This window comes from Bradyrhizobium sp. S3.3.6, assembly GCF_040546905.1.
In the GTDB taxonomy this organism is placed as follows: Bacteria; Pseudomonadota; Alphaproteobacteria; order Rhizobiales; family Xanthobacteraceae; genus Bradyrhizobium; species Bradyrhizobium cytisi.
The window spans coordinates 26838-53085 of sequence record NZ_JBEPOT010000006.1; the positions used below are offsets into that span (position 1 = coordinate 26838).

The window sequence follows — 26248 nt, forward strand, 5'->3', positions numbered from 1 at the left end:
TGCTTCGTCGCAAGGGCTCCTCGCAATGACGAGGAGAGAGTTCGAAAGCCTATCCCCCCACCGCCCCCTGCGTGTTCACATACAGCGCGTAGATCGACTGGCTCGCGGCCATGAACAGGCGGTTGCGCTTGAGGCCGCCGAAGCAGAGATTGGCGCAGCGCTCGGGCAGCGCGATACGGCCGATCATGACGCCGTCGGGCGCGAACACCACGACGCCGTCGAGCTCGGGATCGCCCATGCCCCAGCCGCACCACAGATTGCCGTCGATGTCGCAGCGCATGCCGTCCGGCGTGCCCGGACCCGCATCGATGTGCACGCGCTTGTTGGAGATCGTGGTGCCATCCGCCGAGACGTCATAGGCGAGGATTTTTCGGTTCGGTTGCCCGCGCGATTCCACCACGTACAGTACCTTCTCGTCCGGCGAGAAACACAGCCCGTTCGGTCCCAGCACGCCCTCGGCGACGACACTCGCCTTGCGCGTCGCGGGATCGAGCCGGTAGACGTTCGGGTCGATCTCGGAGTCCGCCTTGTAGCCCTCGTAATTGCCGAGCAGGCCGAAGGTCGGATCGGTGAACCAGATCGAACCGTCGGACTTGACCACGACGTCGTTCGGCGAGTTCAGCCGCTTGCCGTTGAACGATTCCATCAGCACCGTGATCTCGCCGTCATATTCGGTGCGGGTCACGCGGCGGCCGCCGTGCTCGCAGGTGACAAGCCGTCCCTGGCGGTCGCGCGTGTTGCCGTTGGCGAAATTGGAGGGCTTTCGGAATACCGACACCGCGCCGGTCTCTTCCTCCCATTTGATGATGCGCTGGTTCGGGATGTCGCTGCAGAGCAGATAGCGCCCGTCGCCGAACCAGACCGGGCCCTCGGCCCAGCGCAGGCCGGTCGCCAGCCGCTCCACCGCAGAAAGTTTCAACCAGTATTTTTCGAAGCGGGGGTCCAGTGCTTTTATCGCTGGATCGGGGTAATAGGTCGCCGGCTGCCAGCCTGACCGCTCCTCGGTGTGGGACGATGCCTCATTCATGTCGGTTCTCTCGTTTCGTTCCCTCTGGACAATCCAGCTATCATTAGAGACACGTGACGGCAAATCTGTCGCCAAAGACGAGGAATGACATGCGCATCTTGATGACGGGAGCTTCGGGCGGGATCGGAACGCGCCTGCGGAAACTTCTGCCCCCGATCTATCCGGACCTCCTGCTCTCCGACATCCGCCCGCCCGCCGATCTCGGGGCGAACGAGCAGTTCAAGGCGGCGGACCTGTCCGATCTCGCGCAAGTCGAGGCGATCTGCGAGGGCGTCGACGGCATCATCCATTTCGGCGGCTATTCGGTCGAGGGCCCGTGGGACGACATCCTCCAGGCCAACATCATCGGCGGCTATAATCTGTTCGAGGCCGCGTATCGCAAGGGCGTCAAGCGCGTGGTGTTCGCGTCCTCGAACCATGCCGTTGGATTCTATCCGCGCCACCGCAGGATCGATACCGACGTCACCGCGCGCCCGGACGGCCGCTATGGCGTCAGCAAGGTGTTCGGCGAAGCACTCGGCGCGCTCTACGCCGATAAGCACGGCCTGAAGGTGACTTGCCTCCGCATCGGCAATTTCGGTGACGTGCCGCTGGACCTTCGCCGGATCTCGATCTGGCTGAAGCCGGAAGACCTGGTGCAGCTCTGCCAAATCGGGCTCGAGCATCCCGACATCCATTTCGAGGTTTTTTACGGCGTGTCGCTGAACGAGCGCGCCTGGTGGGACAACCACCGCGCCTACGAATTCGGTTATCGTCCCACCGGCCGCTCCGAGGATCATGTCGCGCACGCCATGGCCGAGCAGGCCAAGCTGAAGCCGGATCCGGTCGGCGACCACTATCAGGGCGGCGCGTTCTGCAGCAACGAGTTCGATGGCGACACAAGCCGGATCATTGATTGGAATAAGCGGTAGTCTTGAACGGCGGCGCTAGCTCTCCCTCGCAATCCTTGCCAGATAATCCGCTTTGCTGAACTGCATGTGATCCACGCAGAGCTGCGCCAGCGCCCAGCTGTCGCGGCCCCTGAGCAGCTCGATCATCAACTCGTGCTGGCGCCGTGACTGCGCCAGCCCTTCGCGGTCGGCGAGGTTCTTCGCGCGCATCGGCAGCGTCAGGCTCATATAGTCCTGCAGCGAGCGCACCAGGTAGGGATTGCCGCAAGCCGAAAACAGCGCGACGTGGAAGGCGTCGTTGGCCTCGTGGATGCCGCGCAGATCCTGCACGTCCGCCCTGGCACAATATTGTCGTTGCAAGGCGGTCAGCTCGTCGATCAGGACTTGCGGCGCGGGCAGCGGGATCATCAGCGCGGCCTGCCGCGTCAGCATCTCCCTGACCTCGTAGATCTGCCGGACCTCCTCGGCGGAATAGAACCGCACGGTGGCGCCGACGTTCTTCTCGCGGCGGACGATGCCGCGGCGCTCGGCGTCCACCAGCGCCTGGCGCACGAAATGCCTGGAGGTGCCGTAGCGCGACATCAGCGCATCCTCGGTGAGACGCGCGCCGGGAGCGAGGCGGCCGAAGATGATGTCCTCCTCCAGCCGCGCGACGACGTCATCGGGATCGTCGCGTCGGATAGTCATGGCGTCTGCGGTGCGAATGTCGGACATGCCCTCAGCCTCCGGCGCCTCGCCGGTCCGCCTTGTGGAGCAGGGCGAACCCCGATTGTCAATAATTTGTGCCCAGGAGCACCATCAGGAGCAGAAAGCGTTGCGATCCGGCCCTGTCTTATTGACAATCAGGGGGCAGGCTGTAGCACAATGGCAAGCTAAGGAGCGGCATGATGACGAGTGGTTTGCGCAAGGGTCTGACGAGCTATGGCGATGCCGGCTTCTCGCTGTTCCTGCGCAAGGCGTTCATCAAGGCCATGGGCTATTCCGACGACGCGCTGGAGCGCCCGATCGTCGGCATCACGAACACCTATAGCGACTACAATCCCTGCCACGGCAACGTTCCGCAGATCATCGAAGCCGCCAAGCGCGGCGTGATGCTGTCGGGCGCGATGCCGTTCGTGTTCCCGACCATTTCGATCGCCGAGAGCTTTGCGCATCCGACCTCGATGTATCTGCGCAATCTGATGGCGATGGACACCGAGGAGATGATCCGGGCTCAGCCGATGGATTCTGTGATCGTGATCGGCGGCTGCGACAAGACGCTACCGGCGCAGGTGATGGCGGCGATCAGCGCCGACCTGCCGACCGTGGTCATTCCCGTCGGTCCGATGGTGGTCGGTCATCACAAGGGCGAGGTGTTAGGGGCCTGCACCGATTGCCGCCGTCTCTGGGGCAAGTATCGCGCCGGCGAGATCGACGATGCCGAGATCGAAGCCGTCAATGGCCGCCTGGCGCCGTCGGTCGGCACCTGCATGGTGATGGGCACGGCCTCGACCATGGCCTGCATGATCGAAGCCATGGGCCTGTCGCTGCCGATGAGCGCGACAATTCCGGCGCCGCATGCCGAGCGTTTTCGTCTGGCCGAGGCGAGCGGCCGGGTTGCGGCCGAGATGGCCAAGACCAAGGGCCCGAAGCCGAGCGAGCTCTTGACGCCGGCCTCCTTCAAGAACGCGCAGGTCGCGCTGCAGGCGATCGGCGGCTCGACCAACGGCCTGATCCATCTGACCGCGATGGCGCACCGCTCGCCGCACCGGCTCGATCTCGAAGTGTTCGACCAGATCGGCCGCGAGGTGCCGGTGCTGGTCGATCTCAAGCCGTCCGGCGAGCACTATATGGAGCATTTCCATTACGCCGGCGGCGTGCCGAAACTGCTGGCGCAGCTCGGCGATCTCGTCGATCTCGATGCGAAGACGATCTCGGGCGCGAGCCTGCGCGACGTCGTCGCGAATGCAGAGGACGTGCCGGGTCAGGACGCGATCCGTCCGCGCCACAATCCGATCAAGGAGGAGGGTGGCCTTGCCGTCCTGCACGGCAATCTCGCGCCGCGCGGCGCGGTCATCAAGCAATCTGCTGCGAGCCCCAAGCTCCTGCAGCATACGGGCCGCGCGGTGGTGTTCGAATCCGTCGAGGACATGACCTTGCGGGTCGACGATTCCGATCTCGACGTCACCGCCGACGACGTGCTGGTGCTGCGCAATGCCGGCCCGAAGGGCGCGCCCGGCATGCCCGAGGCGGGCTATCTGCCGATCCCGAAGAAGCTCGCACGGAATGGTACCAAGGACATGGTGCGCATTTCGGATGCGCGCATGAGCGGCACCGCGTTCGGCACCATCGTTCTGCACATCACGCCGGAATCCGCGGTCGGCGGCCCGCTGGCGCTGGTGAAGAACGGCGACAAAATTCAACTCGATGTGGCCAAGCGCAGCATTGAGCTTTTGGTCGATGCCGCCGAGCTGGAGCGTCGGCGCGCCGCGCTGAAGCCGGCCGCAGCGCCGGATGAAGCGCGGCGCGGCTATGCCTGGCTGTTCAACGAGACCATCATGCAGGCCGACGAGGGCTGCGACTTCGATTTCATGCAGAGGGCTGGGAAGAAGACCGAGAAGGGGTGATAACCACCCAAACGAACGCTCAGACCGCTAAAGCGGCGAGCGATAAACAGGGGGAAACGATGATTGAACGATCGATGCCAAGATTCTTACATCGGCTGGCGGCAACGGCCGCTGTTCTCTTCGTCACGGGCGCCGGGGCGCAGGAGGTGAAGCATTATCGCTTCGCCTATGACCAGCCCAAGATCACCGGCTATGGAATCCTCGGCGACATCTTCAGCGAGAAGCTCAAGGCGCTGAGCAAAGGAACGATGTTGATCGACCAATATCCCGGCGCGCAGCTCGGGCAGGAGCCGCAGGTGTTGCAGCTCGTCAAGGCGGGGGATATCGAGTTCTGTATTTCATCGTCCGCGAACGCCGCGACGCTCTCGCCCCAGGCAGGCGTTATGTCAATGCACTACCTGTTCCGCTCGGAAGACCATCTCATCAAGGCGATAGCGAATCCCGAGGTGGCAAATGCGGTCAAAGCGATGATTGCAGAGACAGTTCAGGGCACTCATGTCATCGCGCTGGCGACGCTTGGCTTGCGCAACATGTATTCAAAGCGGGAGATCAAGAAGGTCGAGGACATGAAGGGCCTCAAGGTGCGGGTGCAGGCGACGCCGACCGAGGACACCATGTTCCCGGCCTATGGCGCCCAGATCGTGCACATGCCGTTCGGCAGCGTCTATACTTCTCTGCAAACCGGCGTGGTCGATGTCGCCGAGAATGGCGTCAACGTCTACCTCGCCAACAAGCACTATGAAGTGGCGCCGGTGCTCTCGATGACCGAGCATGAGGCCAACAACAGTCTGGTCTGGGTCAGCGACAAGCTCTGGAACAACCTCACGCCAGAGCAGCAGGGTTGGGTGCAGGCCGCCGCCGACGAGGTCAACAAGACCCAGCCCGCCAAGGCGATCGAGCTTGAGCATCAATCGCAAGTCAAGCTGAAATCGATCGGCGTCAAGATCGTTCCCGATGTTGACAAGTCCGGCTTCATTGCGATCGCCGATCCCTATCTCGACAAGCTCGCCAAGGAGCTCGGCCCGCACGCGGTGAAGGTCAAGGACCTGATCCGGTCGATCAAGTAGACCCCGCGCGCAGGCGCTTCTCCGCGTCGTCCCGGCGAAGGCCGGGACCTCTACTCCGCGGCGGCGCTTTGGGGGGATAGCTGTCAACTCGCTAACACAATGAGCAGCTGGGGCTATGGGTCCCGGCCTTCGCCGGGACGACGGGAGCAGCAATGGCCATCGCCGACAAGCTCGTATTGCAACGCCAGCGCCACCTGAAATGGCGCTGGCTCGACTGGCTCGAGCTCGCGCTGATGATCCTTTGCGGCGTGCTGTGCTTCGGCTTCTCGCTGTCGGTCACCGCCGACATCGTCACCCGCACCATCGGCCATCCCTGGCTGTGGCTGCAGGAAGTCACCTCGACGCTGTTCATCTATGCGATCTTCATCGGGACCGCGGTTGCGACCCGCCGCAACGATCACCTCTATCTCACCGCGATTTCCGAGGCGATGCATGGCGTGCCCAGGATGATCGTCGAAATCATCATCCGCCTCATCGTGCTCGGCGTCGCCTTCTGCCTGATCTGGTACGGCTACCAGAATTATTTGCGCGGCTTCGGCAGCTTCCGCCTGCCGTCGGGCACGCCGATTGCCTCGCTTTACGCGATAATTCCGCTGTCCGGCGTCCTGGTCGGCCTGTTCACCATCGAGCAGCTCGTCAACGGTCTGCGCAACGGTTTTGACCATCCGGAGCCGCTGGACGAGGACGCTGCGCCCGTCGTCACCGAAGCGCAAATGAGGGCGCAGCCGTGAGCGCACCCATTGTCCTGGCGTTGATGTCGATCTGCTTCCTGTCGTTCGGCTACCTCGGCGTGCCCGTGCCGTTCTCGCTGATGGCCGGCGTATTCATCGGTGCGATCCTGTCCGACGTCTCGCTCGCCGCGATCATCCAGAAAATCTTCGACGGCGTCGACTCCGAGGCGCTGCTGGCGATTCCCTTCTTCCTGCTGGTCGGCGAGCTCATGAGCTCGGCCAATGTGGTGGTGCGAATAGCCAACCTCTCAGTGTCGCTGGTCGGGCACATCAGAGGCGGCCTGTCGCAGGTCGTGGTCGTCTTCAGCATGTTCTTCTCGGAAATGTCGGGGTCGACTACGGCCGATGTCGCCGTGATGAGCCGCGCGCTGGGTGGGCCGATGAAGCGCGAGGGCTACGAGCCCGCCTTCATCGCCGCGATCATCGCGTCGGCCTCGACCATTGCGGCGCTCGTGCCCCCGAGCATCACCGCGGTGGTCTATGGTGCGGTCGGCAACGTCTCGATCGCCGGCCTGTTCATGGCGGGCGTGGTGCCGGGCCTGATGATCGGCTTCGGCCTGATGATCTACTGCTATTTCTTCGGCCCCTCGGGCTTGCGCAAGCCGCGCGCGCCGCTGCGGCAAATCGTGTTCGCCGCCGGTGATGCGGCGCTGCCGCTGATGATCCCGGTGATCCTGCTCGGCGGCATTCTGACCGGCTGGTTCACGCCGACGGAAGCGGGCGTCGTCGCCGTGGCCTGGATCGTCCTGGTCGTGATCCCCGCACTCAACCGCGGGCATTTCAGGAAGATTCCCTACGATTTCTGCCTCGCCGGGCTGATCTTCTCGCTGCCGCTGATCACGATCGGCGCCGCCAATGCCTTCGGCTGGATGCTCGCCTACCTGCGCGGCGCGAGCTACATCGCCGACATGATCACTTCGATCGCGGGCAACGATCCGCATCTGATCATGCTGCTGATGGTGCTGCTATTCACCGTGGTCGGCGATTTCATCGAGCCGGTACCGACCATCATCATCTTCATGCCGCTGGTCAACACGCTGACCGAAGCCGGCGACATCAACGGCGTCCACATGGGCGTGGTGCTGATCGCGACGCTCGCCTTCGGCCTGATCACGCCGCCTTATGGCCTAGTGCTGCTGATGGCGTCCAAATTCGTCGGCGTCAGCTTTGCAAAAGCGCTACGCGCGGCGCTGCCGATCTATGTCGTGTTCTTCGCCACCATTGCGTTCGCGATCTACTTCCCGAACGTCGTGCTGTGGCTGCCGCAGCACGTGCTGCCGGAATCGGTCGGCTGCTTCAAGTCGCCGGAGGGAACGGGCTACATTTGCCCTAAGTGACGATCTGCTCGACGCGCCACTGCGCGTCCTCGCGGACGTAGCGGAACGGTCTGCCGTGGCTGTTCTTGAAGTAGGTGCCGGAGAGCGATTTTGCCATGCCCTGCATCACCGCGTCATGGCAGACGAACAGCAGATGGTCGCCGGGATAGCGGTCGAGCCAACCGGCCACGCAGCGCAGTGAGCGTTCGGCCATGGCGTCCCAGTTCTCGCCGTCGGCGGGCAGGATCGAGACGAGGCCTGTCGCCGAGTTGACGCCGTGCTTGATCATGAGGTCGCGGACGGGGAGGCCCTCAAAACTACCGAAATCGAACTCGATGATGCCGGCATCGATCGTAAGCGGTACCGAGATTGCTTCCGCGATGATCTCGGCGGTTTTCGCTGCACGCAGCAGCGGGCTCGCGACGATGCGGCTGATGCCGGCAGCGCGCAGCAAGTCCGCAGCCTCGTGCGCTTGTTTGAGGCCATCCTCGTTCAGCGGATTGTCGGCCCGGCCTTGAAACAGTCCCTGCCGGTTCCAATCCGTCGCGCCGTGGCGCAGGCCGCAGAACGAACGCGATGGCGTGGGCGCGCTCACTTGCTCTTGCTCGTGAACTTCTTCACGGCAACACGAAACTGCTCCGTATTCATCGCCATGATGATCTTGTGCTCCTCGGCATCGAGCTGCCGTTTTACGGGTGTGGTGGCAGCCGCGTAGACCAGCGACTTGGTGCCGGCGATCGCTGCCGGCGCGTTCTGCGCCAGCCGCTCGGCAAGCTGCCGCGTCGCGGCCTTCAGCTCGGTCGCGGGAACGATCTTGGCGACGAGGCCCCATTCAAGGGCTTGCTTCGCGGTGAAATTATCCTCGGTCAGAAAGATCTGCAGCGCGCGGCGCGCGCCGACCGTGCCGACGATCCCGACTGTCGAGCCGCCATCCGGCGAGACGCCGATCTTGGCATAGGCCGGCGTGAACTTCGCGTCCTCGGCGGCGATGCAGAGATCGGTGACGAAGGCGAGGCCCATGCCGGCGCCGGCCGCCGAGCCGTGCACGCTCGACAGCGAGATCTTGGGCATGCGCCGGATGATCTCGATGAAGGAATGATAGTGCTTGAGCAGCTCGCCGACCACCGGCGTCACCGTGTTGGCCTCGGCTGCCGCGCCAATCGTCTGCAGATCGCCGCCGGCGGAGAAGGCGCGGCCCGCGCCCTCAAGGATCACGACCTTGATCGCGTCGTCGCCCTCGATGGTGGCCGCGAGCTGCTCGAGCTTCTGCGCGATCGCCAGGTTGATCGAGTTGAAGGCGGCGGGGCGATTGAGCGTGATGGTTGCGATCGGGCCTTCGATCCGCAGCAGGGCGGGATCATCGGGTTGGGAGACGGGAGCTGGCATCGGAAATCCCCGGCATGAGGTTCGTTGCCGCAACTAAATCGCAGAAGGCGAGGGGTGACAATCCCTGGCCGCCAGTGCCCCGCGTAGGGGCCTTGCGTCGTGCGGAATGATCGGCTCAAATGGGGCCGCCTTCGTTTAGGGACGGACACGAGCGCCGGCTCCTCGTAAGGCTAGCCAAGCCAATCTTAGCGAGAGAGGAGACGACATGGGTGACGCTCGTGTCTTGCGGAAATGGGCTGTCCAATGACGGACGGTCCCGTGATCATTGTCGGTGCCGGCCATGGTGGCTATCAGGCCGCGGCATCCCTGCGGCAGGCGGGTTTTTCGGATCGCATCTGCCTGATCAATGACGAGGCGCATCTGCCCTATCAGCGGCCGCCTTTGTCCAAGGCCTACATCAAGGGTTCCGCCGGGCCGGAGAGCCTGATGTTCCGGCCGGAGAAATTTTACCAGGACCAGACCATCGAGCTGATCGCGGGCCGCGCCGTGTCGATCGACCGCGCGAGGCGCAAGCTGCTCCTCGCATCCGGCGAGATGCTGCCTTACGGCCATCTCGTGCTGGCGACGGGCGCGCGCAACCGCCTGCTCGATCTGCCCAATGCCAATCTGCCCGACGTGAAATATCTGCGCATCCTCGACGAGAGCGAGGCGCTGCGAAAGATCATTCCGTCAAAGACGCGGGTCGTGGTGATCGGCGCCGGCTTCATCGGCCTCGAATTCGCCGCGACCGCGCGGATCAAGGGGCTCGAGGTCGACGTGCTCGAGCTTGCGCCGCGCGTGATGGCGCGCGCGGTGACGGCGGAGGTCTCGGAGTATTTTCAGGCGCGGCATCGCGAGGCCGGCATTCGCATTCACCTCGGCGTGCAGGCTACTTCCATCGAGGCCCAAGGCGATAAGGATACCGGCAAGGTCACCGGCGTGTCCTTGAGCGACGGCCGGCATCTGCCCGCCGATCTCGTCGTGGTCGGCGTCGGCGTGCTGCCGAATATCGAGCTGGCGGCCGAGGCGGGGCTGCCAGTTGCCGCCGGCATTATCGTCGACGAATATCTCTCGACATCCGACCCTAACATTTCCGCGGTCGGCGACTGCGCGCTGTTCGCGAGCCCGCGCTTCGGCGGCTCGCTGCGGCTGGAATCGGTGCAGAACGCCACCGACCATGCCCGCTGCCTCGCCGCGCGGCTGACCGGCGACAAGAAGCCCTATGACGGCCATCCCTGGTTCTGGAGCGACCAGGGCGACGACAAGCTCCAGATCGCAGGTCTCACCACCGGCTACGACCGCGTCGTGCTGCGCGGCGATCCCGCCAAAAAGGCGTTTTCCGCGTTCTGCTACCACGGCGACCGGCTGCTCGGCATCGAATCGATCAACCGCGCCGGCGATCACATGTTCGGCCGAAGGTTGCAGGCCATGAATCGCTCGATCACGCCGGAACAGGCGGCGGATGAGAGCTTTGACCTGAAGAGCGCGCTGGCGTGAGGCTCTCTCCCTCTCCCCGTTCTTACGGGGAGAGGGTTGGGGTGAGGGGCTCTATCCGCGCATACTGTGACAGTTGGACTCGCGGAGGCTCCCCCTCACCCGGATTGCATCTTCGATGCAATCCGACCTCTCCCCGCAAGCGGGGCGAGGTGAAGAGGGACCTACAGAATCATCGCCACCTCCGCGGCTGTCGGCATTGACGGCCCGGCGCCCATGCGCTGCACGCTGATCGATGCGGCGGCGTTGGCGAAGGCGAGGGCTGCGCGCAAGGCGGCGCCCTCAGCGAGCTGTGATGCGAGCGCGCCGACGAAGCAATCGCCGGCGCCGGTGGTGTCGACCGCCTTCACCACGCGTCCCGGCACCGCGAATTCTTCGGCGGCAGCGAGTGCGAGCACGCCGCGCTTGCCGAGCGTGATGCAGATTGTCTGGTCCGCGCGCGCCTGAAGTTTTCGTGCCACCGCGATGATCCTTGCAGCCTCGTCGCTGTCGGTGAGCTCGGTGCCTGCAAGGAAACCAAGCTCGGTCTCGTTCAGCACCAGGATATCGACTAGCGCGAGCAGCTCGCTCGACATCTTTTGCGCCGGGGCAGGATTCAGCAATGTGGTGGCGCCCGCCGCGCGCGCGCGCTGGAAGAAGGCGGCAATGGTGGGCAGCGGGATCTCGAACTGGCTGACGGCGACATCGCCCTTCGCCAGCGGCGTATCCGCAACGTCATCCGCGCTGACCAGCCCATTGCTGCCGGGAATGACGATGATGGTGTTGTCGGAGGCTGCGACCGTGATGATCGCGGTGCCGGTGTGTGTCCCGGGCGTCTCCTTGATCGCGCCGGGATCGATGCCCTGAGCGTTAAGAAACGTCCTGAGCTCAGCCCCGAACGAATCCGTGCCCAGCCGCCCGATCAGCGTGGTCTTCGCGCCGAGCCGTGACGCGGCCACGGCCTGGTTCGCACCCTTGCCGCCCGGAAAATACAGCACCTGCCGACCCGCGACGGTCTCGCCGACCCTGGGGTGGCGATCGGCGGTCGCCACCACATCCATGTTGATGCTGCCGGCTACGAAGACGCGCCCCATGATATGCCCTCTCAAGCATGATCCCGAAAAGTGTGAAGCGGTTCTCCCTCCCGACAAACGCAGAGCGCGTTTGCGCGGAGATCATGCTCAAACAAAGAATCCCTAGACCCTGGCTTCGAACTCGTGCCTGACTTTGGCGATGTCCACAAGGGTCGGCAGGCCGGCCTCGTTGCCGAGGCGCTGGATCTTGAAGGTCGAGGCGGCGCGGGCAAAGTCGAAATGCTCGCGCCAGCTTTTGCCGGGATGGGCGAGGTAGGAATAGATATAGGCGCCGTGGAAAACGTCGCCGGCGCCATTGGTGTCGATCACGCGCTCGCGCGGGATCGGCATCGCCGGCATGGTCTCGACGGTGCCGGTCTCGTTGTACCAGAGCAGGCCCTTCTCACCCATGGTGATGCCGCCGATCTTGCAGCCGCGGCCCTTGAGGTAGTCGAGCATCTTCTCCGGCGTCAGATCCATCTGCTCGCACAGCCGCTCGGCGACGATGGCGACGTCGATGTATTCGAGCAGCTCATGGGTGTTGGTGCGCAGGCCGCCGCCGTCGAGCGAGGTCAGAATGCCGGCCTCGCGGCAGACCTTTGCGTAGTGAATCGCGGCGTCCGGCTGATGGCCGTCGACATGCAGCGCACGGCAGCCGCCGAGGTTGAGCATCGGAAAAGGGTGGATGTGCTCGTCGTCGCGACAGCGGACGATGGCGCGCTTGCCGTCCTTCGGCATGATGAAGGAGAGCGAGGACTGGTTCACCTTCCGCCCGTGCAGCGAGATCGCGTATTTCGCGCACATGTCCTGGAACATGCGCCCTAGCCAGTCATTGGCCGCGGTGGCGATCAGATCGGGAACGATGCCGAGCTTGGCGCAGCAGAACGCCGCCGTGACAGCGTTGCCGCCGAAAGAAACCGCGTAGTCGGTTGCCACGTGCTTTTCGTCGCCGGTCGGCATGTGGTCGGTAATGAAGACGACGTCGATATAGGTCTGTCCGATAAAGAGAGCCTGCATTGCTTGTCCGTGATGCGCTTGGTGGTCCCGGCCGGCGGGCTTACTCTAACACCGGTTCCGCTTCGGGGACGCTGAAATTATTCGCAAAATCGCCCCGGAGCGCTTGAGGTCGGCATAACGCCGGAATACGACCATGTCAGGCCCATGCCAAGCCCGGACAAATGCCGTTTTCCCGCTCCTGGTTCCAGGTCGATCAAAAGGGACAAACATGATCACCGGCCTCGATCACGTCGTCGCTCTGGTCAAGGATATCGGTGCGGCCAAGGCCGCCTATCAGACGCTGCTGGGGCGCGCGCCGGCCTGGCAGAAATCCGGCGAGGGCGCCGACCGCGTGCTGTTCACCCTCGACAACATGACCATCGAATTGATGGCACCGAGCGGCTTTACCGCAACGGCGGACCGGATGCGTGCGCTGCTCGACGATCAGGAGGGCGTGCTCGCCAGCCTGTGCTTTCGTGTCGCAGACATGGGAAAGATGCACCGGCGGCTGGAGCGGGTGGCGCTCAAGCCGGAGCCGATCGCCGAGGTCGAGAGCAGCGACGATGCGAGCGGTGCAGCCTTGCACTGGAAACGCACGCGGGCCGCGACCGAGCTGACGCGGGGCGTGCGCATGTTCTTCCTCGAGCTCGCCGAGGAGCGTCCGAAGTCGGCCGCGACCGAAATCGCGCCGATCGACGGGCTCGACCATGTCGTGATCACCACCGAGGATTCCGATCGCGCCGCTGCACTCTATGGCGCACGGCTCGGGCTCGATCTGGCGCTCGACCGCTCGCACCACGACTGGGGGCAGTTGATGTTCTTCCGCTGCGGCGATCTCATCGTCGAGGTGGTGCGCCGCCCCGTGGCGGGCGGAGACACCCAGCACGACCGTCTCTGGGGCCTGAGCTGGCGCGTCGCCGACATCGACGCCACCCGCGCCCGCCTGCTCGCTGCCGGCCTCGACGTCACCGAGGTGCGCAACGGCCGCAAGCCGGGCACGCGGATCATGACCGTGCGGAACGGCACCTGCGGGATCCAGACCGTGCTGCTGGAGCGTTCGCGGAAGCCGGTGGATTGATCATTGTCATTCCGGGGCGTCGCGAAGCGACGAGCCCGGAATCCATTTCTCGACTTGCTCTGCCGCACGATGGATTCCGGGCTCGCGCCCAAGAGGGCGCGCCCCGGAATGACGACGTTTCTCTAATGCGCGCTCCCGTGCTACATGCATCCTCAGATCACCCCAGCGAGCACCCGGTTTGGCGAAGGCAACGGCAAAGCGAACTCTGAAATGGCAGCGCGATCCCGAGGGGATGCGGCTGCGCATTCTCGAGGCTGCCAAGCAGGAATTTTCCGCTCACGGGCTCGCCGGCGCGCGCGTCGACCGGATCGCGGCCAAGGCCGGCGCCAACAAGCGCATGCTGTACTACCATGTCGGCAACAAGGACGACCTCTATCTCGCGGTGCTGGAAGGCGCCTATGACAAGATCCGCAGCGAGGAGCGGGAGCTCGATCTCGAACATCTCGATCCGCCCGAGGCGATCAAGCGGCTGATCGAGTTCACCTGGGGTTACTTCCTGCGCAACCCCGAATTCCTGTCACTGCTCCAGACCGAGAACCTCGTCCGGGCAAAACACCTCAAGCGCTCGACCAAGGTCAAGTCGATGCACTCGCCCTTCGTCGAGATGATCCGCACCGTGGTGCGGCGCGGCGTCGAGAGCGGGGATTTCCAGGTCGCGGTCGATCCGGTGCAGCTCTACATCTCGATCGCGGGCCTCTGCTTCTTCTACCTCTCGAACTCGGCGACGCTCAGCGTGATCTTCGGTCGCGACCTGCTCGCCAAGGACGCCAAGGACGAGCGGCTTGCGCACATGGTCGGTCTCGTGCTGGCGGCGCTGACGGGGCAGACCGCCGCGCTGTTCGAGATCGCCAAGGCGCCGAAGTCGCGCACGGCGGTGGCGCAGACGGTTTAGCCCGTTGTTTCCTCAATCACCGCTGTCATCGTCCGCGAAGGCGGGCGATCCAGTATTCCAGAGACGCTGATGGGATACGGAGATGCCGCGGCGTACTGGATTCCCCGCCTTCGCGGGGAATGACGCCGAGGGTGTGGCGCGGAACCCGGCGCAAAACGTCACAGGGAAAGCTCTGGACAGTATTTATCCAACGGGTTAATTTCTCCCCGAACGAAAAAAATGCCGGGAGTGAGGCGTGGCTGAACTGAAGCCGCAAGGTGCGGTGTCCAAGATGCTGAATGCGGCCTGGGTGCGGCCGTTTCTGTTTCTGATTTTCATCGTCGTGGCCTGGGATCTCGCAATCCGGCTGTTCAAGATCCCGGCCTATCAGATTCCGTCGCCCGCCGACGTCGTCGCGGTGCTGCGCACCGATTGGCCGGAACTGCTGCGCCAGTGCTGGCCGACCACCTATGCCACCGTCTGCGGCTTCCTGCTGTCCGCATTGTTCGGCATCCCCGTCGCGATGCTGATCGCGGGCTCGAAGACGGTGGAGAGCTACGTCTATCCGCTCCTGGTGTTCTCCCAATCCGTGCCGAAGATCGCGATCGCGCCGCTGTTCGTGGTGTGGTTCGGCTTCGGCATCATTCCAAAAGTGATTTCGGCGTTCCTGCTCGGCTTCTTCCCCGTCGTGGTCTCGGCGGTGCAGGGTTTCAAGTCGGTCGACCCCGACATGGTCGATCTCGCCCGCGCCATGCAGGGCAGCCGCTTCCAGGTGTTTTGCGCGGTGAACCTGCCGCATGCGCTGCCGGCGATCTTCTCCGGCCTCAAAGTGTCGGTGACGCTCGCCGTGGTCGGCGCCGTCGTCGGCGAGTTCGTCGGCTCCAATTCCGGCATCGGCTATGTGATGCAGCGCTCGATCGGCACCTTCGACCTGCCGACGATGTTCGCGGCCCTCGTCATCCTTGCGCTGCTCGGCGTCATCCTGTTCTGGATCGTCGACCGGATCGAGAAGCTGGTTATTCCCTGGCATGTCAGCCAGCGCGAAGACGTGATTTTCGCCTCTTAAGCAACGGCCACCAACGGCCGAAACATAACGACAAGGGAGAATGACGATGAAGCGATGGATTGGGGCTGTAGCAACAGCGCTGATGGTGTTTGCGGCCATGCCGGCGCAGGCGGCCGACAAGGTCGTGCTGATGCTGAACTGGTACGTCTATGGCGAGCACGCGCCGTTCTACTACGGCAAGGCCAAGGGCATTTACGCGGCCGAGGGCATCGACCTCGAGATCCAGGAAGGCCGCGGTTCGGCTGCGACCACGCAGGCTGTCGCGGCCAAGACCGCCGATTTCGGCTATGTCGACGTTCCCACCATGATGCGCGCCGCGATCAAGGGCGCGCCTGTGATCGCGACCGGCGTGCTGCTGCAGACCAGCCCGATGTCCGCCATGGGCTTCGTCGACAAGAACATCAGGAAGCCGGAAGACATCAAGGGCAAGACGGTCGCGATCACGCCGGCGGACTCCATGACCCAGATCTGGCCGCTGTTCCTGAAGAAGACCGGCCTGAAGGAAAGCGACTTCACCACCGTTGCCGGTGACGGCCAGACCAAGCTCAACGCCGTCATCAACGGCCAGGCTGATCTGCTGCTCGGATACGTCATGGACCAGTCGATGAAGATCAAGGACGCCACCGGCAAGGACGTCTATCCGATCAAGTTTGCCGACTACGGCATCAACATGGTCTCCTCCGGCCTCATCGCCAATTCCGACTATGTGAAGGCCAATGCCGACCTCGTCCGCCGCTTCATGTCGGCGACGACCAAGGCCGTCGAAGCCGCCGAGAAGGAGCCGAAGGCAGCGGCGCAGTCGATCCTCGATGCCAACCCGAAGGGCGGCAAGATCGACACGCTGACGCAGGGCTTTGAGCTGACCATTCCGCTCTACCGGACGGCCGAGACCAAGAGCAAGCGGCCGTTCCAGGTCACCGACCAGAACATGACGGATACGGTCAATCTGATGGTCGAATATGGCGGGCTCGATGCCAAGGCCAAGGAGAACCCGAAGGCGTTCTACACGAACGATTACCTGCCGAAGAGTGGCACGTGAAGCAAGCCGCAGTAACCAGTGAAACCGTGCAGCCGGCCGCGCATCTGAGACTGGTGAGCGACCGGGCTGCCGGCGGGACGCCAGGCATCAAGCTCTCAGGCGTCTCGAAGACTTACCGGACGCGCGACGGCGATGTGCCATCGCTGCGGCCGCTCGACTTCCACATCAACGACGGCGAGTTTTTCGTCGTGGTCGGCCCAAGCGGCTGCGGCAAGTCCACGCTGCTCAAGCTGATCTCGGGGTTGCTGCCGCCGACCGCTGGCGAGGTGTTGGTTGAAGGCGAGAAGGTGACGAAGCCGCATGGTAATGTCGGCATCGTCTTCCAGAATGCGCTGCTGCTGCCCTGGCGCAATATCCTCTCCAACGTGATGCTGCCGATCGACATGAAGCGTCTCGCCCGGGACGAATATCTCGTCCGCGCCAAGGCGCTGCTCAAGCTGGTCGGGCTTGAGGGGTTCGAGAAGAAACTGCCCTGGCAGCTCTCCGGCGGCATGCAGCAGCGGGCCTCGATCTGCCGCGCGCTGGTGCACGATCCCAAGATCATGCTGATGGACGAGCCGTTCGGCGCACTCGACGCGCTGACGCGCGAGCGCATGAATGTCGAGCTGATGCGAATCCAGCGCGAGACCAGGAAGACGGTGCTGCTGATCACGCATTCGATTCCGGAGGCCGTGTTCCTCGCCGACCGCGTGCTGGTGATGACCGAGCGGCCCGGTGCGGTCGCTGCGATCTACGACGTGCCGCTGCCGCGCCCGCGCTCGCTCGACGTGATGGCCGATCCTGTTTTCACCGAGCTCGTGCAACGCATCCGCAAGCATTTTTTCTCACAGGGGTCGCTGGACTAAAACCATGCCACCGCGCCTGAAGCTGCGAGATATCGCCTTCTTTGAACGTCCCGTGCATTTCGCGCGGCCGTTCCGATTCGGTGCGATCGCCATCGACGCGACGCCGCAGCTCTTTGTGCGAGTCGAGATCGAGCTCGAGGGCAGGGGCGTTGCTGTCGGCGCCAGCGCCGAACTGCTGGTGCCCAAATGGTTCGACAAGCGGCCGGAGCTGTCGCCGGCACAGACGGTCGACGAATTGCGTCGATCGCTCGCGATCGCGCGCGGGCTCTATCTTGCGCGCACCGGATTCCTGACGGCGTTCGATCTGCACGCGTCCTGCATCGGCGCCCAGGTCGCGACCTGTGCGAAGCAGAACATTCCGGCGCTTGCCGCGGCCTATGGTCCGGCAGAAATCGACAAGGCGATCCTCGATGCGCTGCTCCGCGCCACCGAGCTCAATTTTTTCGACGGCATGGCAGCCAACATCGCCGGCATCGATGCCCGCTTGTCGCCGGACCTGAAGGACGCGGACCTCGCGACGTTTCTCGCCGGCCGCAAGCCGCTGCCGCGTGTAGCGATCAGGCATACCGTTGGCCTCGACGACACCGTCGAAGGCGAGGGCGGTGTTGCCGATCTCCACGAGAACGCTGGTGCGAATTACGTCAAGCTGAAAATGTCCGGCGATCCCGCGGCCGATACGGCGCGGCTGACGCGCATTGGCAAGGAGCTCGACACGCTCGGGCGCGATCACAAGGTGACGCTCGATGCCAATGAGCAATATGCAGATCTCGCCGCACTGCAGGCGCTGATCGACCGGCTCGATCGCGAGCCCGCGCTGCGGTCGATCTCATCGAGGCTGCTCTATGTCGAGCAACCGATGCCGCGCGACATCACCCGGCAATCGCCGCTCGGCTCGCTCGCCGCGCGCGGCTTCATCATCGACGAGGCCGACGATTCCTATGATGCGTTCCCCGCGGCGCGCGCGCTCGGCTATCACGGCATCTCGTCAAAGTCCTGCAAGGGGCTCTACAAGTCCATCGTCAACGCAACGCGCGCAGCGAAATGGAGCGCGGGCCGAGAGAGGTTCTTCGTCACGGGCGAGGACCTGACCTGCCAGGCCGGCCTTGCCGTGCAGCAGGATCTCGCGCTCGGCGCCTTCATCGGAGTTACCCATGCCGAGCGCAACGGCCATCACTATGTCGACGGCTTTGGCGACACGCCAGCCGCCGAAGCGCAGGCCTTCGCCGCCGCGCACCCCGATCTCTATGCCGATGCCGGGCAGGGCATCCGGCTTTCCATTCACAACGGCGATCTCCTGACGGGATCGCTCCATGTTGCGGGCTTTGCGACGTCGGTCCATCCGGATTGGTCGGCGCTCCGCCCGCTCGAACAGCCAAAATCACCTAGGGAGCAATTGGCATGACCACCCAACGCCTCGGCCTCATCATGAACGGCGTCACCGGCCGCATGGGGCTCAACCAGCATCTGATCCGCTCGATCGTGGCGATCCGTGATCAGGGTGGCGTTCGCCTGAAGAACGGCGATCGCATCATGCCCGACCCGATCCTGGTCGGTCGCAGCGCCGAGAAGATCGAGGCGCTCGCAAAACGCTTCAACATCACGCGCTGGACCACCGACCTCGATGCCGCGCTCGCCGACAAGAACAACACCATGTTCTTCGATGCTGCGACGACACAGGCGCGGCCCGGCCTGCTGACACAGGCCATCAACGCCGGCAAGCACGTCTATTGCGAGAAGCCGATCGCGACGAATTTTGAGGAGGCGCTCGAGGTCGTCAAGCTCGCCAATGCCAAGGGTGTCAAGCACGGAACGGTGCAGGACAAGCTGTTCCTGCCCGGCCTGAAGAAGATCGCCTTCCTGCGCGACTCCGGCTTCTTCGGCCGCATCCTCTCGGTGCGCGGCGAGTTCGGCTATTGGGTGTTCGAAGGCGGCTGGCAGGAGGCGCAGCGGCCGTCCTGGAATTACCGCGACGAGGACGGCGGCGGCATCATTCTGGACATGGTCTGCCACTGGCGTTACGTGCTCGACAACCTGTTCGGCAACGTCCAGAGCGTGGTCTGCATCGGCAACACCGACATTCCCGAGCGCTTTGACGAGCAGGGCAAGAACTACAAGGCGACCGCGGATGATTCCGCCTACGCGACCTTCCAGCTCGAGGGTGGCGTCATCGCCCACATCAACATGTCCTGGGTCACGCGTGTCTATCGCGATGATCTCGTCACCTTCCAGGTCGACGGCACGCACGGCTCGGCGGTCGCGGGTCTCACCGACTGCATGATCCAGGCTCGGCAGGCAACGCCCCGGCCGCTGTGGAATCCCGACGAGAAGCGGCTGCATGATTTTTACGGCGACTGGCAGAAGCTGCCGGACAACGTCACCTACGACAACGGCTTTAGGGAGCAGTGGGAGATGTTCATCCGCCACGTCTACGAGGATGCGCCCTACAAGTTCACGCTGCTCGAAGGCGTCAAGGGCGTGCAGCTCGCCGAATGCGCGCTGAAGAGCTGGAAGGAGCGGCGCTGGATCGACGTCGCCCCGATCAAGGCCTGAAGTCTATTGGATAAGTCGCGATGTTTACCAAGCCGTCATTGCGAGCGAAGCGAAGCAATCCAGTGTCCCTCCGCGGCGACGGTCTGGATTGCTTCGTCGCGGAGTTTATCATCCGGCCGGCCAAAGGCCGGACCGGGTGGCTCCTCGCAATGACGGGGAGAGGTTCGAAATCATGAACAAGCCCGTCCCGCCGATGTCATCATTGTCGCTCAAGCTGCCGAAGGCCGACCGTTCGATCGAGACCTACCGGCTCACGGCCTCGCGCACGTTCCCCGCAAAGCTCGAAGGACCGCTCAACCGGATCGCCTTCTCCGCCGTGCATACGGTGGCCGATCCCTTTGCCGACAACGATCCCTGGCTTTCTGTGGCCGTCGACTGGGACAAGACCATCGCGTTCCGCGAGCACGTCTGGGATCTCGGCCTCGGCGTTGCCGAAGCCATGGACACCGCGCAGCGCGGCATGGGGCTGGACTGGCCGACCTCGCTGGAGCTGATTACGCGGTCGATCGGTGCCGCCAAGCGCCGCAATGCGCTGGTGTTCTCAGGCGCCGGCACCGACCATCTCGCCGTGGAGGACGCCAAGAGCCTCGACGACGTGATCCGCGCCTATGAGGAGCAGATTTCGGCGGTCGAGAAGGTTGGCGGCCGCATCATTTTGATGGCGTCGCGCGCGCTGGCCAAGCTCGGCCGCAACGCCGACGACTACGCGAAGGTCTATGACCGTGTGCTCACGCAAGTCCGGGAGCCCGTGATCATCCACTGGCTGGGCGACATGTTCGATCCGGCACTGACGGGCTATTGGGGCACGAAAGACCTCGACAAGGCGATGGATATGGCAGTGACCATCGTCAACGGCAACGCCGCCAAGGTCGATGGCGTCAAGGTCTCGCTGCTCGACAAGCAGCGCGAGATCGACATGCGCCGGCGCCTCGACAAGCGCATCAAGATGTACACCGGCGACGATTTCAACTATGCGGAGCTGATCGCTGGCGATAGCCAAGGCTTTTCCCACGCGCTGCTCGGCATCTTCGATGCCATTGCGCCCGCGGCATCCTACGCGCTGTCGCGGCTGGCTGCGGGCGACGAGGCCGGCTTCCACGACGTGCTTGGGCCGACGGTGCCGTTGTCGCGCCACATCTTCAAGGCGCCGACGCGTTTCTACAAGACCGGCGTCGTGTTCATGGCGTATCTCAACGGCCATCAGGACCATTTCACCATGGTCGGCGGCCAGGAGAGCGCGCGCTCGATGCTGCATCTGGCCGAGCTGTTCCGGCTCGCCGATCAGGCCGGCCTGCTCGCCAAACCCGAGCTGGCGACGCGGCGGATGAAGACCGTGCTGGCCTCGCACGGGATCGACGCCTGATGCGCGATTTCTCGTCCGACCATCGCTGGCTGTCGCTGAACACGGCGACAGTCCGCAAGCAGGGTGACCTCGCAGAGATCATCGAGGCCTGCGCCAGGCACGGCATCCGCGCCATCGATCCCTGGCGCGATCAGGTCGCGACCGTCGGCCTCGATCGCGCGGCGCGCGCGGTGCGCGATGCCGGGCTTGATCTTTCGGGCTATTGCCGCGGCGGCATGTTCACGTCGGACGCATCGCGCCGGGGCGAGGTGCGTGACGACAACCGCCGCTGCGTCGATGAGGCCAAGGCGCTTGGCGCGCCCTGCGTCGTGCTCGTCGTCGGCGGCCTGCCGCAATATTCGCGTCCGGGCAGCGAAGCGTCGAAAGATATCGCGGCGGCGCGCGGGCAGGTCGAGGATGCTCTCGCCGACATGCTCGATTACGCCAAGCAGGCAAAGCTGCCGTTGGCGATCGAGCCGCTGCATCCCGCCTATGCCGCCGACCGCGCCTGCGTCAACACGACCAAGCAGGCGCTCGATATCTGCGACCGGCTCGACCCCGGCCGCACCGGCATGCTCGGCGTCGCGCTCGATGTCTATCACATCTGGTGGGATCCGGAGCTGTCGGGGCAGATCGCACGGGCCGGCGAGGATCGCCTGCTCGCGTTCCACGTCTGCGACTGGCTGGTGCCCACCAGGGACATCCTCAACGACCGCGGCATGATGGGCGACGGCGTCATCGACATCAAGTCGGCGCGCGCGGCCGTCGAGGCGCAGGGTTTTGCCGGCTATTCGGAAATCGAGATCTTCTCCAACGATTGGTGGGGCAAGCCGATGGACGAGGTGCTACGGACTTGCATCGAACGGCATCGGACTTTTGTGTAGAGCGCGATGAAATTAGGTTCGATCGGCTGTCCGGCCTCGCCGCAGGGCGATCGCATATGCCTTTCGGGCGGCCGGCGCTGCCGGCTCGACCGGGTCGCGAATGACCCTCAACGGTTCAGGAACATGCGCGGCGGGGCTGGTGTCCGTATCCGTCCGAGGCGGGCGACCAAAATCTGAGCCGCCCGCCATTTGGATAAGGTTCGCGCAGGAACCTTGCCCCCGTCTGGGATGTTGGAAAACGACACAATCACTCAGGAGGAAACTCTCATGAGAACACTGTTACTGGCTGGTGTGCTGGCGGTTGCTGGTTTCGCTGTCGCCACGCCGATATCCATTGCACCCGCGTCAGCTCAAGTTGCCGTTGATACTCCGCTCGGCGGCGTAAGAGTGGGCCCGGAGCAGCGTTACTACCGGGAGTATGATCGACCCGCTTATCGCGCCTACGGATATGATCGCGGATATCGCGGATGCCGCACCGTCACAATCGAGCGTGACGACGGTTCGGTCCGCAGAGTCCGCCGTTGCGACTAGCAGTACCGGGCTAGAAGATCGAGTTTAACAGGAGCGTCGAGCCGGTTCTCGTGCGGCGAAGCAATCTGCGTTGACCAGCGATGAGGCCGCGGCTCAGCGAGCTGGTTGGAGTACTACCAGCGAGAGGTGGACAGCCTTCAGCTTTCAGGCAGAATATCATCACCCCGATGCCGCAGCCGCGCCTCAGTCTGTGCAAGATCAGATGCGGTAATCGGTGGCATCAACGATCGGCAGGCACGGCGGATGTACCCTGCCTGACGATCTTGAATGGCCCCGACGTGTCATCGTCGGGGCCATTGTTGTGATCGGCGTGGCAAGGCTGGCGATTTTTGCGGCGATAAGGAAAGACCGCCCGAAGGCGGTCTTGCAGTCCAATTGGCCGGGCCAAAATAGTTTCGGGATCAAACTTTGTCCGGCCCGGTCTGATCACGAGCTAACCACCATCCAGGAACGGCCGCTCACAATTAAAATTTCAGTCCTGAAATGGAATGCGCCTCGTAGAGCGCAGGCCGAAAGAGCGGTCATTCTGCGCAGCGCCTTTTGCTGCCGTCAGTGCCCGCGTCGTTCGGCTCGACTATTCGGTGAAAAGTCAGACGATTGCGCTATCATCGATGACCGTCAAACACCGGACTATCGCTCGTCAATTCAATCTGCAAAGCTGTGACAACACGAATGCGCTTGTAAAACAAACAAGCGCGAAGGGAGGTTCGCAGTGGAGAAGGTGCAACGCTTGCGTGCGATGGGTTCGCTGTGCCGTCAACAGGCCGCCTACAACAGCATGAACAAATGGAAGCTGCTCGCAGAAGCAGAATACTGGGACCACCTGGCCGATCTTGAGCTGTCTTCATACTTCCAGCAATGCAACGCCGCTAGCGCAAATGAGATAGAGCGGCCTCAAGCGATCGCAAGCACGAATGGCGCGCGGCAGGAGACGATTTCCAGCGCGTGAGGAGGAACGAGGCTGTCGTTTGCATTCCGTGCCACCGCAGCCTCACGGCGAGCCGCGGCCCGGACAGGCATGCTCTCGTCGAGCTTTGAGGCTGGGCGACTACGTCATCCACGGCGTTTGGCCACGTTGCAACGAGAGAATGCGACGCCGCCTTCAAACGCCGGCGCATGACGAAACTGATCTGGGCGGTGTTCATGCGGCTCTGGGGCGGAGCGTGGGGATTCCGCTCACGTCCTCTTCCCGTTCCGCGTGCCAAGTATCATAGGCTGCCTGCATGCGCACCCAAACTCCGGCGCCATCTCCGAACAACTTGCCGAGCCGAACAGCAACGCCCGGCGAGACCGGTTTGCGCTCGCGCAAAATGTCGTAGAGGTGCTGGCGGGAAATGCCGAGAAGCTGCGCAATCTCGGCCTTGGTCTTGCCGGTCGCCGGAATCACGTCCTCCCTCAGCAACGCGCCGGGGTGGGTCGGGCAGCGATCAGGATTACGTTTCGTGACATGAGCCATGATCGTCTCTCTCAGCGATATTGTTCGAAGTCGATCCGACAGGCGTCGCCGGCCTCGAATTCGAACGTGATGCACCACGGCCCGTTCACGTGGACCGAATAGCGCGTTGGCTTAAAGCCTCGCAAGGCATGGAAATCAAAGCCCGGGATATTCACTTCCTCGGGCACTGCAGCTGCATCCAGGCGATCAAGACGACGAAAAATCCGCGCGTGCATTTTCGCGTCGATTTTCGCTGTTCGGCCCTTTCCCCAAAGCTCCGCGAGAGCCTTGCTCTTGAAGCCTCTGATCATAGCTTCAAGCATGTAAGCTAATAGCTGACATATGTCCATAACTAGCTTACGGCATAGCTCCGCTTATGTGCCTAGGGACCAGCGACCTGTTGCAGCGTGTTGAAGCGCGCCTTCTGCTCGCTGCTCAGCGTGGCATAGAACTCGTCAAGGGCCGGCTCGACCAGCTTGGCGGCGCTCAGCATGGCCTCGAGCCGGTGCTGCATCGCCTCCAGCCGCCCGACCGGCGTCAGCGGTACATCGTTCGGGCAGGCCGCCTGCAGGTCTTCGACACCTTTGGCCGTCGCTTCGCTGAGGCGGTCAAGCGCGTCCTTTTGCTTGCCCGCGGGGTGGAGCACGGCCTCGATTCTTTGGATCGGCAACTGGGTCAGGCCGGACTTCGGATCGCCGCAGCCCTCGGCAGTGGTTTGGGCACTGGCTTGCTGCTGCGGCGGTGAGCGCTCGCCAACATTGGGGCCGAGCGCGTTGAAGCGCGCCTGCTGCTCGTCGCTGAGCGAGTTGTAAAAATTCTCCAGTGCCGGCCGCACGATCTTGACCGCCTCCAGCGTCGCACTGACGCGGTTCATCATCGCCCGCAAGCGGCCGGGCGGCGTCAACGCATAAGTCTCCGCGCAGGAGTCCTTGAACACACCGGCAGCGTTGGCCGCCGCGGTCTTCAATTCGTCGAGCAGCGCGCGCTGCTCCGGCGTCGGCCGCACCGCCCGCGCGATATCGGCGAGCGGCCACGCCGTGACGCCCTTGTCCGGTGTGCCGCACAATTGCCGAAGCGTCTGCGGGCTCACGCTGGCGCGCTGGCGTGCGGGATAGCCGCCGCCGGCTTGGGGATAGTCATACGGGTTGGTGCTGGCATAGGCGGAGTAGGGGCCGCTGTCCCCGCCCCAGAACACGGTGTCGACGAGGTCGTCATACGCGTAGGCCCAATAGCCGGGCTCATAGGCTTGGGGCCAGAACGTGTAGTCAAAAATGTCGGAATAGGCGTAAGGCCAGAACACCGGTCCAAGCCAGGCTACGAACGCCGCGGGATGGCGGTGCCGCCAGGCCTGCCGGGGCGCCCAGCCGTTTTCGCGAGCGATAAGCGCCGCCTGGGTTTGTGGGGTAGTCTGTTCGCGGAAGCGCGCGGCAAACCGCCCGCGCTCGGCAGCCCGCGCGGCGGCAGCCGCTGCAGCTGTTGCAGCGGGAGCCTGTCCCAGCCTTTGCTGGCGTGCCAGATCGCCCTGCTGCGCGCGTTGCTCGCGCTGGAGCAGGCGGTTCTGCGATTGCAGCATGCGTTCTTGCGTCCGCTGCGCGCGCGCACCTTCCGGCTTTTGCGACTGGAGTTGCTGCACGCGCTGCTGGAGCCGATCGATGCGGGTCTGGCGCTCCGTCGTCTGGCGCGATAGCACGTCGCGCTGCCGCTGCTGCACCATCTGCTGGCGCTGCTGGATCTGCTGCTGATGCTGTTGCGCGCGCTGATCGATCTGCCCCTGTCGCGACAGCCGCTCGCTCACGGCCGGCGGCGCGCTTGGGCGCGACGGCGCGGCGATATGCGGCGTCGGCCGCGGCGCCATGGCCGGACGTTGCGGTGCAGGCGGCGGCCGATGGAATTCAGGCCGCGGCGTAGCCAGGTGCGGGGCAGCCCGCGGCGGCGCGGCAAAGTGCGGCATCGGACGTGGCGCCGGTGCGGCGAAGTGCGGCGCGGGATGCGGCGCCATGGCCGGCGGATGGAATGCCGGCGCGGCGGGACGCGCCATGGCTGGTGGCGCGGCAGGGCGGGCC

Annotated in this window: 26 protein-coding genes; 17 read left to right on the top strand and 9 right to left on the bottom strand. The window is 64.0% G+C overall.

All coding sequences use genetic code 11. From position 1 onward, the window contains the following. Window positions 1–49: 49 nt before the first annotated feature. Complete coding sequence (locus ABID59_RS18740) at window positions 50–1027, bottom strand: SMP-30/gluconolactonase/LRE family protein (RefSeq protein WP_148748982.1); 978 nt, start codon at window positions 1025–1027, stop codon at window positions 50–52. Between the two features lie 89 nt (window positions 1028–1116). On the opposite strand from ABID59_RS18740, the gene ABID59_RS18745 reads away from it, so the two are divergent. Next, entirely contained in the window at window positions 1117–1938 is an 822-nt protein-coding gene (locus ABID59_RS18745; RefSeq protein ID WP_148748981.1) for an NAD-dependent epimerase/dehydratase family protein, read from the top strand. Between the two features lie 15 nt (window positions 1939–1953). Here ABID59_RS18745 and ABID59_RS18750 read toward each other — a convergent pair whose 3' ends face one another. Continuing rightward, a complete protein-coding gene (locus ABID59_RS18750; RefSeq protein WP_354084331.1) occupies window positions 1954–2631 on the bottom strand; it encodes a GntR family transcriptional regulator in 678 nt (225 codons plus the stop codon). Window positions 2632–2804: 173 nt separating this feature from the next. On the opposite strand from ABID59_RS18750, the gene ABID59_RS18755 reads away from it, so the two are divergent. The 4 genes from ABID59_RS18755 (at window position 2805) to ABID59_RS18770 (ending at window position 7658) form a co-directional block, all read left to right on the top strand. Continuing rightward, entirely contained in the window at window positions 2805–4523 is a 1719-nt protein-coding gene (locus tag ABID59_RS18755; protein ID WP_354084576.1) for an IlvD/Edd family dehydratase, read from the top strand. 59 nt (window positions 4524–4582) lie between these two features. Beyond that, window positions 4583–5590: a TRAP transporter substrate-binding protein gene (locus tag ABID59_RS18760; protein ID WP_354084332.1), complete on the top strand. Its 1008-nt coding sequence runs from the start codon at window positions 4583–4585 to the stop codon at window positions 5588–5590. Between the two features lie 152 nt (window positions 5591–5742). Continuing rightward, window positions 5743–6321, top strand: a complete 579-nt coding sequence (locus ABID59_RS18765; RefSeq protein ID WP_354084333.1) for a TRAP transporter small permease — start codon at window positions 5743–5745, stop codon at window positions 6319–6321. Next, window positions 6318–7658: a TRAP transporter large permease gene (locus ABID59_RS18770; RefSeq protein WP_354084334.1), complete on the top strand. Its 1341-nt coding sequence runs from the start codon at window positions 6318–6320 to the stop codon at window positions 7656–7658. Before ABID59_RS18765 ends, ABID59_RS18770 begins: the two co-directional genes overlap by 4 nt. On the opposite strand, the gene ABID59_RS18775 is transcribed toward ABID59_RS18770, so the two are convergent. Then, entirely contained in the window at window positions 7651–8232 is a 582-nt protein-coding gene (locus tag ABID59_RS18775) for a histidine phosphatase family protein (RefSeq protein WP_354084335.1), read from the bottom strand. The genes ABID59_RS18770 and ABID59_RS18775 overlap by 8 nt on opposite strands. Beyond that, complete coding sequence (locus tag ABID59_RS18780) at window positions 8229–9023, bottom strand: enoyl-CoA hydratase/isomerase family protein (RefSeq protein WP_354084336.1); 795 nt, start codon at window positions 9021–9023, stop codon at window positions 8229–8231. Before ABID59_RS18780 ends, ABID59_RS18775 begins: the two co-directional genes overlap by 4 nt. 243 nt (window positions 9024–9266) lie before the next feature. Here ABID59_RS18780 and ABID59_RS18785 point away from each other — a divergent pair, with 243 nt between their 5' ends. Beyond that, on the top strand, window positions 9267–10499 hold the full coding sequence (locus ABID59_RS18785; RefSeq protein ID WP_354084337.1) for an NAD(P)/FAD-dependent oxidoreductase: 1233 nt from the start codon (window positions 9267–9269) through the stop codon (window positions 10497–10499). A gap of 161 nt (window positions 10500–10660) precedes the next feature. On the opposite strand, the gene rbsK is transcribed toward ABID59_RS18785, so the two are convergent. Beyond that, window positions 10661–11569, bottom strand: a complete 909-nt coding sequence (rbsK, locus tag ABID59_RS18790; protein ID WP_148748973.1) for a ribokinase — start codon at window positions 11567–11569, stop codon at window positions 10661–10663. Window positions 11570–11671: 102 nt separating this feature from the next. After that, window positions 11672–12565, bottom strand: coding sequence for a sugar kinase (locus ABID59_RS18795; RefSeq protein WP_148748972.1), 894 nt, complete (start codon window positions 12563–12565; stop codon window positions 11672–11674). Between the two features lie 208 nt (window positions 12566–12773). Here ABID59_RS18795 and ABID59_RS18800 point away from each other — a divergent pair, with 208 nt between their 5' ends. From ABID59_RS18800 to ABID59_RS18850, 11 genes are all read left to right on the top strand, one after another. After that, window positions 12774–13622: a VOC family protein gene (locus ABID59_RS18800; protein ID WP_354084338.1), complete on the top strand. Its 849-nt coding sequence runs from the start codon at window positions 12774–12776 to the stop codon at window positions 13620–13622. Window positions 13623–13854: 232 nt separating this feature from the next. Then, window positions 13855–14514, top strand: coding sequence for a TetR/AcrR family transcriptional regulator (locus ABID59_RS18805; RefSeq protein ID WP_354084577.1), 660 nt, complete (start codon window positions 13855–13857; stop codon window positions 14512–14514). 235 nt (window positions 14515–14749) lie between these two features. Continuing rightward, window positions 14750–15559, top strand: a complete 810-nt coding sequence (locus ABID59_RS18810; RefSeq protein WP_354084339.1) for an ABC transporter permease — start codon at window positions 14750–14752, stop codon at window positions 15557–15559. A gap of 46 nt (window positions 15560–15605) precedes the next feature. Then, a complete protein-coding gene (locus ABID59_RS18815; protein WP_187434592.1) occupies window positions 15606–16598 on the top strand; it encodes an ABC transporter substrate-binding protein in 993 nt (330 codons plus the stop codon). Continuing rightward, entirely contained in the window at window positions 16595–17443 is an 849-nt protein-coding gene (locus ABID59_RS18820) for an ABC transporter ATP-binding protein (protein ID WP_354031717.1), read from the top strand. The genes ABID59_RS18815 and ABID59_RS18820 overlap by 4 nt, the downstream gene beginning before the upstream one ends. Before the next feature lie 4 nt (window positions 17444–17447). Then, window positions 17448–18845 carry an enolase-like domain-containing protein gene (locus ABID59_RS18825; RefSeq protein ID WP_354084340.1) on the top strand — a complete coding sequence of 466 codons (1398 nt, stop codon included), beginning with the start codon at window positions 17448–17450 and terminating at the stop codon, window positions 18843–18845. Next, window positions 18842–19993 carry a Gfo/Idh/MocA family protein gene (locus ABID59_RS18830; RefSeq protein ID WP_354084341.1) on the top strand — a complete coding sequence of 384 codons (1152 nt, stop codon included), beginning with the start codon at window positions 18842–18844 and terminating at the stop codon, window positions 19991–19993. The genes ABID59_RS18825 and ABID59_RS18830 overlap by 4 nt, the downstream gene beginning before the upstream one ends. A gap of 172 nt (window positions 19994–20165) precedes the next feature. Next, on the top strand, window positions 20166–21356 hold the full coding sequence (locus ABID59_RS18835; RefSeq protein WP_354084342.1) for a dihydrodipicolinate synthase family protein: 1191 nt from the start codon (window positions 20166–20168) through the stop codon (window positions 21354–21356). Next, window positions 21356–22219 carry a sugar phosphate isomerase/epimerase family protein gene (locus tag ABID59_RS18840; protein ID WP_354084343.1) on the top strand — a complete coding sequence of 288 codons (864 nt, stop codon included), beginning with the start codon at window positions 21356–21358 and terminating at the stop codon, window positions 22217–22219. The genes ABID59_RS18835 and ABID59_RS18840 overlap by 1 nt, the downstream gene beginning before the upstream one ends. Before the next feature lie 745 nt (window positions 22220–22964). After that, window positions 22965–23414, top strand: a complete 450-nt coding sequence (locus tag ABID59_RS18845) for a hypothetical protein (RefSeq protein WP_354084344.1) — start codon at window positions 22965–22967, stop codon at window positions 23412–23414. A 48-nt stretch (window positions 23415–23462) separates the two neighbouring features. Further along, the gene (locus ABID59_RS18850) at window positions 23463–23699 is read left to right on the top strand and encodes a hypothetical protein (protein ID WP_148748963.1); all 237 of its coding nucleotides are present in this window, start codon (window positions 23463–23465) and stop codon (window positions 23697–23699) included. Between the two features lie 192 nt (window positions 23700–23891). Here ABID59_RS18850 and ABID59_RS18855 read toward each other — a convergent pair whose 3' ends face one another. From ABID59_RS18855 to ABID59_RS18865, 3 genes are all read right to left on the bottom strand, one after another. Further along, on the bottom strand, window positions 23892–24206 hold the full coding sequence (locus ABID59_RS18855; protein ID WP_187434591.1) for a HigA family addiction module antitoxin: 315 nt from the start codon (window positions 24204–24206) through the stop codon (window positions 23892–23894). Between the two features lie 11 nt (window positions 24207–24217). Continuing rightward, window positions 24218–24496 (bottom strand): type II toxin-antitoxin system RelE/ParE family toxin, encoded by a 279-nt coding sequence (locus tag ABID59_RS18860; RefSeq protein ID WP_354084578.1) that lies wholly within the window; start codon window positions 24494–24496, stop codon window positions 24218–24220. Between the two features lie 71 nt (window positions 24497–24567). Beyond that, entirely contained in the window at window positions 24568–26223 is a 1656-nt protein-coding gene (locus tag ABID59_RS18865) for a Spy/CpxP family protein refolding chaperone (protein ID WP_354084345.1), read from the bottom strand. Window positions 26224–26248 lie beyond the last annotated feature (25 nt).